This is a genomic window from Pedobacter sp. AK013 (genome assembly GCF_014205835.1).
In the GTDB taxonomy this organism is placed as follows: Bacteria; Bacteroidota; Bacteroidia; order Sphingobacteriales; family Sphingobacteriaceae; genus Pedobacter.
This window is the reverse complement of record NZ_JACHCQ010000021.1, coordinates 82,929-96,702: the sequence shown is the minus strand read 5'-3', so window position 1 is coordinate 96,702 and position 13,774 is coordinate 82,929. Positions and strand designations below refer to the sequence as shown.

Annotated in this window: 7 protein-coding genes; 3 read left to right on the top strand and 4 right to left on the bottom strand. The window is 38.8% G+C overall.

Translation table 11 applies throughout. From position 1 onward, the window contains the following. Positions 1 to 7: 7 nt before the first annotated feature. The 4 genes from HDC90_RS14960 to HDC90_RS14945 all read right to left on the bottom strand — a co-directional run bounded on the left by HDC90_RS14960 (position 8) and on the right by HDC90_RS14945 (position 10,345). On the bottom strand, positions 8 to 3,130 hold the full coding sequence (locus HDC90_RS14960) for a TonB-dependent receptor (protein WP_184467711.1): 3,123 nt from the start codon (positions 3,128 to 3,130) through the stop codon (positions 8 to 10). A gap of 262 nt (positions 3,131 to 3,392) precedes the next feature. After that, entirely contained in the window at positions 3,393 to 6,311 is a 2,919-nt protein-coding gene (locus HDC90_RS14955; RefSeq protein WP_184467709.1) for a triple tyrosine motif-containing protein, read from the bottom strand. A gap of 700 nt (positions 6,312 to 7,011) precedes the next feature. After that, positions 7,012 to 7,674, bottom strand: a complete 663-nt coding sequence (locus tag HDC90_RS14950; RefSeq protein WP_184467707.1) for a GDSL-type esterase/lipase family protein — start codon at positions 7,672 to 7,674, stop codon at positions 7,012 to 7,014. 589 nt (positions 7,675 to 8,263) lie between these two features. Beyond that, on the bottom strand, positions 8,264 to 10,345 hold the full coding sequence (locus HDC90_RS14945; protein WP_184467705.1) for an FUSC family membrane protein: 2,082 nt from the start codon (positions 10,343 to 10,345) through the stop codon (positions 8,264 to 8,266). Between the two features lie 273 nt (positions 10,346 to 10,618). On the opposite strand from HDC90_RS14945, the gene HDC90_RS14940 reads away from it, so the two are divergent. The 3 genes from HDC90_RS14940 to HDC90_RS14930 all read left to right on the top strand — a co-directional run bounded on the left by HDC90_RS14940 (position 10,619) and on the right by HDC90_RS14930 (position 13,546). After that, positions 10,619 to 11,392, top strand: coding sequence for a Zn-ribbon-containing protein (locus HDC90_RS14940; RefSeq protein WP_184467703.1), 774 nt, complete (start codon positions 10,619 to 10,621; stop codon positions 11,390 to 11,392). A 151-nt stretch (positions 11,393 to 11,543) separates the two neighbouring features. Then, positions 11,544 to 12,035 carry a hypothetical protein gene (locus HDC90_RS14935; RefSeq protein WP_184467701.1) on the top strand — a complete coding sequence of 164 codons (492 nt, stop codon included), beginning with the start codon at positions 11,544 to 11,546 and terminating at the stop codon, positions 12,033 to 12,035. 194 nt (positions 12,036 to 12,229) lie between these two features. Beyond that, positions 12,230 to 13,546: a PIN-like domain-containing protein gene (locus HDC90_RS14930; protein WP_184467699.1), complete on the top strand. Its 1,317-nt coding sequence runs from the start codon at positions 12,230 to 12,232 to the stop codon at positions 13,544 to 13,546. Positions 13,547 to 13,774 lie beyond the last annotated feature (228 nt).

Sequence of the window (13,774 nt, the reverse complement as noted above, 5' to 3'; positions counted from 1 at the left end):
TCAAGTATTAAAATCCAACGTTTAAACCAATCATAAATGAACGTGCCTGCGGATAAACACCTCTATCTACACCTAACACTGTTCCCCCAATCTCCGGATCATAACCTGTATATTTTGTAATGGTCCATAAGTTTTCGCTCATTAAATAAGCTCTCACTTTTTGTGCACCAATTTTTTTCGATACATTTTGAGGAAGCGTATAGCCTACCTGTAAGGTTTTTAGCCTGAAATAATCACCTTTTTCAAGATATAGTTTCGAAAACTTGATGTAGTTTCCGTTCGGATCAGTTTCAACAATACGCGGCATAGTGGTTGAAGGATTAGAAGGCGTCCAGCGGTCTAATATCTTCGTTTGCCAGTTGGCATAGGTTACATCTAAACGGCGTAAGCCCTGGAAAATCTGGTTTCCACCAACTCCATTACCGAAAGCTACCAAGTCCCAGTTTTTATAAGCCAGGTTGATGGTTAAACCATAAGTGTATTTAGGAATCGGACTGCCTAAATAAGTTCTGTCTGATGAGTTAATCTCGTTATCCCCATTTAAGTTCGCGTATTTAATATCACCTGGTTTTGCATTTGGCTGTAATTTGGTTCCTGCCGGACCAACATAACTGTCGATCTCTGCCTGAGTCTGGAAAATACCCTGCATATCGTAACCATAATACTCATTGAAAGAGCGACCCAAGCCTGTTCTGGTGAAATTACCCATCGTTTGGAAACTCTGTGCATTATCCTCTATAAATTCTCTTCCAGGCAATAATTTGGTTACCTTGTTTTTTAAGAAAGAGATGTTACCGTTAACACCCAGGTTAAATTCACCTATTTTTTTTCGGTAACCCAATTCAATCTCTATACCGGTATTTTGCATATCGCCAATGTTCTGAACCGGACCACCTGCAGCACCAGAATAACCCGGAATTGGAGGGGTCATTAAAATTCCGACTGTTTTCTTTTTATAATACTCGGCGGTTAATGTAAAGTTGGTAAATAATGTTGCATCGAAACCAATGTTAGTTTGACGGGTTTCTTCCCAGATTAAATCAGGGTTTGATAATGCCGCTGGGCTCCAGCCAATGGTACTTGCATCCGTAGTACCGAATGTATAGTTACGGTTACTGCCAACCAGTGAAACATACCTAAATTCGCCACCGAGGTTATCATTACCTGTTACACCATAACCACCACGTAATTTTAAGAAGTTAACCACATTGTTTTCTTTCCAGAAATCTTCTTTTGAAGGTACCCATCCCAATGAGAACGAAGGGAAATAACCGAATCTGTGGTTAGGACCAAAGCGTGTAGAACCATCACGCCTGATAATACCGGTAAAAAGGTATTTCTCATCATAATCGTAAGTTACGCGCGTAAACAGCGAATTTACTACATGTTGCACACCATCACTACCGTTTACTAATTTATTGGCTGTTCCGGGATCATAATTTAAGTTGGCCTCATAAAAATTATTGGCAATAATGTTCTGGTAAGTGGTGCTTATGCCTCTGGTATTACCATCCATATAATATCCTTGTCCTAAGATGATAAAAGCATGGTGTTTTCCAAAGTTACGTGAGTAACTCAGGGTATTTTCCCAGTTGTAGTTCAATACCGTATTGATTTCACGGTAAAATGATTTTTTATCGTTTTTAGATGATGAGTTTAGGTAAAACAGTGGAGTATAAGAATCGCCTCCATAAAAAGCAACCTTAGTACCTAAAGTAGATCTTAGTTTTAAATTCGCAATAGGCTCTATTTCAGCAAATGCATTACCCACAATATTGTGGTCCCAGCTATAATTGCCTAATCTGGTTTGCATGTAAGCCACTGGGTTAGTCATCTCCTGACCAACAATCGGCGAGATACCATATGGGAATCCGTTAGCATCCCTTAAAGTATTTGCAATGGTATAAGGCGATTTGGCAATTAAAGCCGGGTTGGTTTCTACTACCGGTGTAATCGGATCGAGGTTAATTGCAGAACTTAATGGTCCGCCAAACTCGCTATTGGTGTTCCCTAAACTGCTGTTTACCGAATGGCTGTAACCTAAATTTTCGCCAAAAGTAATCCATTTTGCAGGTTTATATGTTGTATTAATTCTTACATTGGCCCTGTTCCATTTAGAAATCGGGCTGGCCACGATACCGTCTTGTTTAATGTAACCGAAAGAGCTGTAAACAGTAAGCTTCTCGCTTCCTCCACTAACGCTGAATTCGTGTGTCTGGCGACGGGCATCATCGTTAAATACCTGGTCTTGCCAGTTAGTACCTTCACCAAGTGCAGCCGGATTTGCATAAGGCTGTGGTAATCCTGCGTTTGCTGCCGATTCATTCCTGATTGTAGCATATTGAGTTGCATTTAAAAGATCTAATCTTTTAGCAGGTGCTGAGGTGCCATAGAAACCATTATAGTTAACACTTACCAAACCGGCTTTACCTTTTTTGGTGGTCACAATGATTACTCCGTTTGCAGCCCTGGCACCATAAATGGCCTGTGAAGCGGCATCCTTTAAAACTTCGATCGATTCGATATCGGCCTGGTTAAGGTAACCAATACCGCCGTTATCTACAATCACCCCATCTACTACCCAAAGTGGATCATTACTTCCCCCGCTTGAGAAGGTGGTGTACCCCCTTACCCTAACTGTAGAAGATGTTCCGGGCTGGCCATTACTACTGGCAATGGTTAAACCAGATGTTCTGCCCTGCAAAGCCTGCTCTACCCGGTTAATGGGCATGCTTTCTAAATCTTTGGCCTTAACGCTCGAGATAGATCCGGTTACCACACTTTTCTTCTGTGTGCCGTAACCCACCACTACTACTTCGGTAAGGTCTTTTGAATTGGCAATTAGCGTTACATTAATACGGCCTCCTGCTGGCACAGTTACCGTTTGTGCCGTCATACCGATTAAATTGATGGTGAGCTTTGCGCCTACCGGAGCCTGAATGGTAAATACACCGTTGGCATCAGTAGATGCCGCTTTTGTAGTTCCATCTAACTTAACTGTTACACCTGGTAACGGACTACCATTTTGTTCTGTTACCTTTCCTGTAACCGGAATGTCTTGCGCCATTATGGCAAACGGGAAAGCCAGGAGACAGTAAATGAAGAATACGAATGTAAATCTTCCTCTCATAGAAATTAGTTTTTAGTTAATGATATTTGGTTAGTTCATGATACAGTCTTATTGGCTGCTGTTTCATAAATCAAATCTATAGACGTGGGTAGCAATAGCAGAATTTAGCACTACTACACGAACCATACACCAACCCTCAAAAAGGCTAAAAAACAAAAAAAACAGGCCTACATAAGCCCTACAAGAGAAGCATAAACAACTGTATTACAGTTGTTTAAATTTTTTAACAGAAAATAACAATTATTGTAACAAAAACATACATTTAAGGCGTTTTTTGTCGTGCTATTTCGATCAGGAATTCGTACAGATTAGTTTCTGGCTTAAGCTGAAGTTTCTTTCTAAGGCGGTAACGCCCCACTTCTATAGCCTTAATGGTTACATTCATCAGCTGGGCCATTTCTTTTGATGAAAGGTTCATTGACAGGTAGGCGCAGAATTTCAGATCGTTCTGGCTTAGGTCGGGATAAAGATCTTTTAGCCTGCTGAAGAACTCGGTATTTACATGGTTAAAATGTACACTCATGTGATCCAGTTCCTGGTCTTTCTTTTCTACATCTTTAATCAACCTGATCAGGTGCCTGAAACTGGGCGAACTTTCGTTAAGATCATGGTTTTTAATTACCGCCGATATAACTTCCTTTATTTTGGCCAAAACTTTACCACGCTGAACCAGGTGCATGGTCATGGTAGAAAGCTCTTTGTTTTTATAATTCACATCAGCTTCTAGCTTTTCGTTCTGCAGCCTTACTATTTCTTTTTCATTTCTATCTAGCTCCAGCTGGTGCAGGTAACTCATGCGCTCCTGCTCTTTTATATGCTTCTTTTTTTGCCACCTGATAATTAACCTCAATGCCATTACAATTAAAACCAGGTAAACCATGCGCATCCAAATGGTATTGTACCAGGCGGGCAGCACTACAAAAGTATAGCTTACCACATCCGATTCGTTACTGATACCGGTACTGGCCTTTACATTAAAGGTATATTTTCCGGCAGGCAGATTGGTATAATCCTTTTCACTCTTAGTATTCCATGCCGACCATTCGCTATCAAAGCCCATAAGCTGGTAGCTGAATTTAATGTTTTTATCGTGCTCAAAAAGCGTAGAAGCATATTCGAAATGGATAGAATTTAAGCTGTATACATATTCAGGTATTTCTTGCAAATCCTGCTTTGGCACAATGGCGCCTTTATTTACAAAATAGCCACCAAAAACCACACTGTCTTTATTACCCATTAATTTAACCGTGCCTAACACTACATTTGGCCGGGTTATATTCTGAATGTATTTCTGGTAATTGATATGGTAAGCCCCTTTGTTTGCACCTATAAATATGTTTTTGCTATCGGGTGTATATATCGATTCGAAACCACCAACCACTTTGCCATTTAGCTCGGGCAGGTATAAAATACTGAAAGCATTTTTACCCTGCGGCCTGTGGAAATCGATTACGCCTACCTTTTTATTGGTAATAAACCAGATATTGCCATCGTTATCTTCTTTAAGGTACTGGATGGGAACACCGTTGAGTGCTGATCCCAACAATTTAAACCGGGTAAACTTTTTACTGACCGCGTTGTATTCAAAAATCCCGCTTATGGTAGCAATTACCACCCTATTTTTAAGGTGGAACACGTAATTATAAAGCTTGGTGGGCAAACCATCCCGATCAGAGCATAAGGTAGTACGTAGCACACTTTTATGATCGGGTTTAAGTTCTATTTTATATACACCATGGTAAGGATGCGAAGCCCAGATCAGGTCTGGATTATTGTTGTCGGCCACAATAAAGCGCAGTGTTTCGTTAATTCCGGCAATTTTGCCGCCGTTAATAAAGCGGCTTCCATTGTAATTTATTTCCTGCAGTCCGGCATAAGTGCCTGCAATTACCTCTTTGCTTGGGTAAACATTATCCATGCTTTGGTACGTCCAGGTACCAATTGCGCTGTATAGCGGGGTGGCAACATTATCCTTCACTAACAGGGTTCCATCTTCGTGTGCCATGAGCAGCTGGTTGTTAATTTCATCAAGCCCCCATACCTGCCCCTTGGTATTCTTTACCTCTTCAAAATTGGCTGTCGAATAGCTTAAATCGGGCATAGCCGTATTAATTTTAGTGCGGTACAAGCCATAAGAAGTGCCAATGTAGATCGATCCGCCATATTTACGAAAAGCGTAACTGGTAATCTGCTTATTACGATCGGGTGAAATATTTTTAACTGCACTGTTTATGGCCACATAAGCAATTCCATCATCAAGGGCCAGCCACATGTTCTTATCCTTATCCAGCAGTATGCCCCTTACATTATTGTTCTGTAAGCCCTCTTTATAGTTGTATTTCTGCACCAGGTTACCCTGTTTGGTCATAATGTACACCCCACCCGAAGTGGTGGCTACGCCATATAAATTCGGACTGATTTGGGTGGTAAAATAAACCCTTTCGTTTAAAAAAACCTGATCTAAACTGGTTTTTAAAGGTTTTAGCTGGTGGTTAACGATGAGAAAGAAGCCTTTTTTTAACATCGAAACCAATAAGGTATCGCCACCATAAGGTAGTACTGCAGTAATGCCTGAGCGGTTTAAAACACTATCCACACAAAAGGGCTTCCACATTTCGTGGTCATAAATCATCAGGCCAGAATCAGATGATTGTGAAAAAACTTTCCCCTTTGCCGCGCCCATAAACAGCCAGGTAGTATTGGTTTTATAACTTTTAACTACACCGTCTTTATAATGCAGAATAGCATGTATCGACCTAAAAAACACTTCATCGCGCACAATTGCAACGCCCCAGATATCGGCTAGTTTCCGCATGTTTTCGGGCAGCAGGTTTAATAACGAAGTATATTTTAAAACACCTTGTGCATTAGGGTAGAAATAACCAAACTCATCTTGTCCGCCTACGTAAATTCGGTTTTTAGAATCGATCCCTACCGAACGTACCGAGGTAAAGTTGGGCAACCTGAACAGGTTCCAATAACGGCCGTTAAAAGTAAGCAGCCCCTCATTGTTGCCAAAATAGAGGATTCCATTTTTATCCTGCTCTACATCCCAGTTCTGAATACCGCCATTATACTGCTCGTTATTGTAGTTTACCACTTGCGGAATCCCCAATAGCACCTGGGCCTGGGTACAAAAAGCAGTAAAGAAGAATAATATAGCCAGTAGAAGTTTCTTCATGTAAGTTAGGGGACGGTTAAAACGCAATAATAAATATATAATTTTAATTCCGGTTAACATTGTTTACCGCATTCACTAAAACAAATCATTATGAGTATGAAATAGCTAACGCTTATTTTCTTAGGTGTGCTAAGATGTCTTAGATGGTAAAAATGAATTGCTTTTTATTCTTCAGCGCAGCATCTCAATTTTTTCTAACCATATAAGAAATTTAAGGACATATGAGCTTATGTGTTCTTATATATCTTATATGGTAAATTGATAGTAATCTAGGGCATCGACTTCCGAAAGTAGGGTATTTGCCTTAGGTGGTGAGAAAATTTGTCTTGTTTTTTGGAGCGCAATAGCTGTAGTGTTTCGGTTTGTTCCAGTCCCGCTTTCACTACAAGTCCTCACTCGTACCTCGCTCCGGGCTTACCGTTCAATCGGGGCTAGTTTATTGGAGACTGTGCAAGAAAAGATACATTAGGTGCTAAAGAATAGACCAGAAAATTTCTAACCATATCAGAAATTTAAGGTCATGTAAGCTTATGTGTCCTTATTCCAGGCTTGCGCGCGTTTCTAACGCGTGCATAAATTGCCTGACGATTGTATCGTTAAGCTACTCCAACCCATCACCTATTGCAGATGAATTTCAGTCTCGATATCCTTACTATAGATTTCTCCGCTTCGGTCGAAATGACGATTTTCGCTTTAAGCTTTAGTCTTTTAACAGATGTGGCTCAACAGCTTTTTTCCAGATGGCATAACCGGCAGCATTCATGTGCAGCATATCATCTACAAAAAGTTCTGGTCTAAGCTGCCCATCCTTGGTTAACATCAACGGATATATATTGACGAATTTCGTATTGGCTTCTCCGGCGAGGAACTTTTTAATCAACGCGTTAGATGCTACTGCTTTCTCCTTAAATTTATCTCTGCTCGGGCTTGGTTTAATCGAAATATAAACAATGGGCACCGTTGGTAACTTTGCCCTAATGGCCTGCACTAAACGGATGGTACGGTTTAAAACAGTATCAGGTGTAACCGCATCATTAGGCAGGTCATTTTCGCCAACATAAAGTACAATCTGTTTAGGTTGATACGGGAAAACAACATCGTTTAAATAATACGTAATATCGTTAATCACCGCACCGCCAATACCCCGGTTTAAAGCATTATATTTGGCAAAAATCTGTGTACAATCGTCCCATTTGCGGATAGATGAGCTCCCGACAAAAAGCACCGGATTTACAGGTGGTTTATACATTTGATCGTACTTTTTAATTACCTGTACATCATCCCAAAAATTGGGTTTCTTTTGCGCAAAAGTTGTTATGGTTAAGAAAGAGAGGCAAAGCAGAACAAAGGATAATTTTTTCATATAAAAATGTTTAAAACGGGCACAATATAGCAATATACAACTGGCGGTGGGTAAATCAAACAAATTTATTACCGCTGGTTTATGATGTGATTGCCATGGAGCCATAGGTTATGCACGGAGCTAGTGGCTAAATCTGTCTCGAAGCATCGTCATTTCGAGCGAAACGCAGTGCAGTCGAGAAATCTTTTAAACTAGATTTCAATAACTAGGTTCAAAGATCTCTCTCCCGAAAGTTCGGGACTGCACTCCAGTCGAGATGACGATTTTTCTATTGGAATATGCCATCCTGAGCGTAGTCGAAGGATCCTTTACGTATAAATACATTTTAAAAGTTAACGACTGAGAAGGTCTTCGACTCCGCTCAGACTGACAAACAATTAACTTTAACCCCCAAAACCAGCACTGAACTTCGTGAATAAACCTGATTGGAATGGAAAGCCCGCAATCCCGATTTTTCATCGGGAGCGGACTTGTAATGAAAAGCAGGACTACAATCTGCTAAGACCCACTGCCCTTTCATTTCCAAAAAACAAATAAATTGATCTATTGACAAAGTCTTCGACTCCGCTCAGACTGACAAACATTAAACTCAGCCCCAAAAACCAGCACTAAACCGCTTAAAATCCAACGATAAAGCCGCAATGTGCGCCAGCTTCTGCCTGGTAGAATGATCATCATGATTTACATCCATAACATCAACACGTGGTACTACATCATTTTTTAATATAGCTTCGTTACTCAGGTTGCTAACAATTTGTGTAACCAGCAATGGGTCGGCTTGCTCTGGTTTATGGTTAACAGAAAGGTAAATAGAAGTGATGATGGCATTAATCTGGTAAATGGTAGACTGTACCCCATACAAGCCATTAAAATCGATATGTTTCCGCATCGGCTCCTGGCTGGCCGACTCAATGGCTTCGCTTAATGAAGATAAACTCAGGTTAGCGTTTTTTCTGGCCATGCGTGAGATATTCTCGTCCATGTTCTCCTTCCTTTCTATCGCTACCTGCAAATAATGCAAACTGTCTTTTGTGGCTTTGCTTATTTTCTCTTTCAACTGGCGGCTGTCCCAAATTGGGAAAAGATAAGTGGCAAAAATGGCAATTACACAGCCCAGTACAGTGAAGATAATCCGATCGTGCACAATATGATCGAAATGGCCCTGGTAACTACCTAATGTTAAAATTACGGCAGGGGTAATAAACAATACACTTACAGTATAATTTAAACGGTTAAAGGCATAAAAGCCCAACAGAAAAATAACCGAGAATGATAACAGCACCGCCGGGCTTTTCACAAAATAAATAATAATCAATCCAATTACAACCCCACCCATACTTCCTTTTAAACGCTGCAGATTCCGTTTCCAGGTAATCGAAAACTTCGGCCGCGCCACAATAACCAGGGTAAGAAAAAGCCAATAGCTGTATTTACTTGGTTCTAATTGCCAGATGAGCAAAAAACCAAAAAGAAAACAGATGGCCAAGCGTAGCGAAAACCTGAAGATGGGCGATTTTAAGGTAAGGTGCTCCTTAATCGAAAAACGATCGCCGGTAATAAATAAGGGATAGGAAATCGGCCCACTCAATTCCTGCAGGTGTTTCTGTGGCGTACGCTCATTGCCTCTTATCATTTCGATAATACGTACAATATCGTTCATGTTCGAAACCACTTTGAGCACAATTTTGCGTTGCGTTTCGTTTAAACGCTCCATTTCCTGCAATAACATCAGGCGTTTCTGGTAATATTCGATATTGGTGGCCACCTCACCTTTATAAGCCTTTGCCGAACGCACGTGCCTGCCCAGTTGCTCCAGCTCTTTGGCCAGCAATTCTATTAAAGTGGCAATCAGTTTCAGGCTCGGGCCTGTTGCCAAAGTTTTTCGTACCAAAGCGTAATCGTAATGTACGGCGTTCAACTGCTCATATAAATCAATCAGTAACCTGGCCCGCTCCAACAACAACTGGCCTTTGGGGTTATCGGGATTCATGGCATACTTATCGGTAAGCAACAAATTGCGGATCAGTTCATGTTTCTGGTTTACCTTGATGTGCAGTTTAATGGCTTCTTTCTGTTGCAGATCGAGCGGCACATCCACATCATAATTTTTAGCCTTTGCATTTAGAAATGCGGCACTGCTCATCAAACATTCAAAAATGGCATGGTGCAGCGAGCGGTAAGGTCGTATTAAAATCTGGATCAGGCTGATGACATAATACCACACACCACCCACCAAAATATAACTACTGAAATACATCGGCCTGGCCGGATGAAGCCCCATTACAAAAGTGCATACAATCAGCGCCATGGTGCCAATCAACGATAGTTTTTGCCCGTACACCGCAAACATGGAACAACCGAAAGCCGCAATAACCATTACCACCGCAGTAAGGTATGGATTGTACAATACGGATGAGACCACCAATGTGGCCAGGAAAAACACGATGATACTGGATAAGGCTGTTTTCAGTTTATTCAGGCGGTTATCGGGCAAATCAGTCAGGCTGATTAACAAAGCCCCGACTCCTATTCCTTTTGCCGCCTCGGGGTTGCCCAGGTAAAAGAATAAAATAATAGGCAATACCACGGTAATGGTGGTGCGCAGGGCATCAGAAAAGTACTCGCCTAAAAAGAAGTACGAAATGGTAGAGCCGATGCTATTTTTGCCCATGAAATAAGTTAATGAATGCGGATAAACGGTTAAACGCTGCAAAGATAACAGATTTATAATGCATGCATAGTAAATGGCTATAGAAAACCAGATACCGATTTGTTCTTTGGGTTTTATAAAACTATCGGGGCGCAAGTATTAGTACTTGAGGACGGCGCAAAAGACTGAATGTGTTTTTAAAATAATATCTAAAGCAAATTGATTTTGAGCCAACCGATACGATTCTTTTTATTATACTTAAATTAGAACATTCCTGTAATCATAAAAGATACCATGTATATTCAAGAAATATCAATTGATATAATGACAAAAAAATTGGATAAAGATGAACTTATTGATGAGTTTAATGTACTGATGTCTTTTTATCGTGGAAATGGACAGACACAAGGAAGAATAGAATCTCAGTATATTAAAAACGACAAAATAGTTTGTTTACCCTTCACGCTTGAGAAAAATTCTCTCCATAAGAAATTTAATAACTTCTATGTAAATAGACAAACAAAAACAATTGAGGATATCTGTAATGCTAAGCTGAAATATAAAACTATAGGAAAGTCGTATAATAGTTATAAATCTCCTTGCAAATGTAAAAAACCTGATTTCTATATTCTGATTACAAATTATATCACAATCAAATCTCCGTTAACTTGTGGGACTTGCTTTAAATCAGTTCCTCTTTATAGATTACCAATTTATTACGATCATGGCTATATGCCTATTTTAAGTTGGGAAACAAATTATATTTCGTGCGACAGTTTGCAAATGAATTGTGAAGTTGGAGAACGTTGGGCTTTACAACAGATGCAAGAAATTGATTCTGAACTATCCAAACAGGGGCTCGAAATTTGCAAGAAAATCGAAGAGTTGACTTCAATCCCAACTCTTTATTATTTACATAATTACAACAAATATAAAGGAGATGAACTGACAAGGCCTTGTCCGGGTTGTAATAAGAAATGGAATTTAAAAACACAACTTAACAACCAGTATGACTTTAAATGTGATGCGTGTAAAATAATATCTACAGTATCAATGAACTGTGAATAAGTTTATCTATCCCAATTCTGAAAAGCACAAGTCAACCCAATTCTACTATCATACCGGCTAAAACTCGCGCCGAAATGAGTACGGTTTCCCGTATTGTTTGATTCTTTTTGGTATTTACATTAGTGGACTTAATAATAATCACTAATTAAATATGAAACACTTCAACATCTTATTCTTTGCAGCATTACTGACACTATCAAGCTGTACAACAAATTATTACCTTACCGTTTCTGATGCAGAAACTCCAATATTCAGTACATCAAATGAAATCGATCAATCATCTTCAATAGCGTCAGGCAAAGCTTTTGTTTATTCAAGGGGTACAAAAAATGCATTTATAAAATATGGATCCATCACTGGCTATAGCGCGAAACTTAGAACTTGGAAAAAATTAAAGAAGCTATCTAAAGAACAAGCTGACAATCTTAAATTTACGGATGAGTATGGTTACGTCTATGACGGAATACCTGTTATACAATATCGATATGGTAAACTAATCAAGAATAATACATCAAGTGTATCTTCTAGTTCTACGAGCAGATCAACTACCTCATCAGGAGGAACCGTACATGTAAAAGGTTATACGCGAAAAAACGGAACTTACGTAAGTCCGCATACAAGATCAGCTCCGAGGAGGCATTAATATTTATAACCTCAATTTAGCCTTAACATGGAAAGTACAAGTCAACCCAACCCTACTATTCTGCCCGTTAAGATTTGCTCTAGAATGGGTTACAGATTTTATGCCTATTTCCGTGAATGCCAATTTAAATTGCAAAATACGATTTTGGCCCACAATAATAAATTCTTATTTTGTCAGGAAATTAATCTCTCACAATGAGTAAGCAGACTGAAATAACAAATACTGTCCCAGTTCAACTATTAACATTTGGGGCAAAACGATTCAAGCAAACAATAAAATCTCATAATGAGGTTTTGGATAAGTATTATAATGGTTTTGAGAATGCAAGTAATCTAAAGGGTGATTATAAAATATTCTTAGATACAAATGTACTCCTAAGAATCTACAGTACTTCCTTCAAAGCTCGTGAAAAACTGCTTCAATTTTTCAAAGACTATGAAAAAAGGATTGTTTTGACAGCTCAAGTCCAATGGGAATTTGTTAAGAATAGGGAAAATGTAATAAATACTTTTAGTAACGAGGTAACCAAAACTATTCCAGAAAATTTTTCCTCTGGTATTCTCGATAATATCTCAAATTTTCAAGAAAAGAACAAATCGAAACTTATTGACTATCCTGATGTAGATAAGAAATTGAAAAAACTACATGATAGCGCTAAAAATCTGTTAACTGAGATCGAAACGGCAATTGGATCAAAAAACGTCTCTACATCTGAAATACTATACAAGGACGAATTTATCAAGATTTTCAATAAACTTGAATTATTACAACCACTTCCAGATGAGTATCTTAATGCTATTAAAAAAGAATTTGATGAATTTATCAAACTTCTTGATAAGTCCGATTTTGATAAAGAACAATTTAAAACCTTTCCAGGCTGTTATGAACGGAAAGAAAAATCAGAAGATCCTTATGGAGATTTTGTTATTTATCATGAAATGCTCAATTATGCAAAATCTAATCAAACTGATTTAGTTTTTTTGACTTATGATGTCACAAAGGGAGATTGGATGCAAAAAAGTAAAAATGCTCACTTACATTATGTTGAAAATTTCTACCTAAATACTTCTCAAATATTATTTATTCTAGATGGGCAGAGAACATTTGATGAACTATTAGACATAAATTTTAAGTCCCTTATAAAAACTACAATTAATGATATAAATAGTGATCAATTAACGCTGCAGATTTTTCAGGAATTTCTTAATGATTATCCTCATTTTGCAGGTGCAGGTTCATATATTTCTGATGTCATCATTTCTGAATTATTTTTTAATGGATATAATAATCTAGCTTATATAGAAGCAACTCTTCAAACCAGTTTAAAATACTTACCTCAAATCAGACGTACACATCCTAGCTTTTCAAAATTAGGCTTATTTCGGGCTTGTATGACTGCTGTTGATCCTTCTTATAAAGTATATAGCAGTGATGGCTATATCCGAATGAACTATTCGAAATTGGATTACACTCAGCCTGGTGTTTCGGACTTGGCTGATGACAAAGTCTAATGAAGCTACAGGTGTTGCCATTTTATTGTGAATCTTCGTAAATCATCAATCGTTTTAGACATTAACAAATTCAAATAACTTTGAAGACACCAAACATGCAGTAAAGCAACTGGCTATCAACAATTTTTAAGTTTCTTCAAAAAGACTTGCTTCACGCCACCTCATTACCCATCCTTTCAGTTCGCAATGACGAATTGGCCGACGAATAACGATAAAACAAACTTACAT

Bases quoted from the DNA above. Each gene is read 5' to 3' on its own strand.
- HDC90_RS14950 (WP_184467707.1), bottom strand. From the start codon at position 7,674: ATGAAAAAATTATCCTTTGTTCTGCTTTGCCTCTCTTTCTTAACCATA.
- HDC90_RS14940 (WP_184467703.1), top strand. From the start codon at position 10,619: ATGTATATTCAAGAAATATCAATTGATATAATGACAAAAAAATTGGAT.
- HDC90_RS14955 (WP_184467709.1), bottom strand. From the start codon at position 6,311: ATGAAGAAACTTCTACTGGCTATATTATTCTTCTTTACTGCTTTTTGT.
- HDC90_RS14935 (WP_184467701.1), top strand. From the start codon at position 11,544: ATGAAACACTTCAACATCTTATTCTTTGCAGCATTACTGACACTATCA.
- HDC90_RS14945 (WP_184467705.1), bottom strand. From the start codon at position 10,345: ATGGGCAAAAATAGCATCGGCTCTACCATTTCGTACTTCTTTTTAGGC.
- HDC90_RS14930 (WP_184467699.1), top strand. From the start codon at position 12,230: ATGAGTAAGCAGACTGAAATAACAAATACTGTCCCAGTTCAACTATTA.
- HDC90_RS14960 (WP_184467711.1), bottom strand. From the start codon at position 3,130: ATGAGAGGAAGATTTACATTCGTATTCTTCATTTACTGTCTCCTGGCT.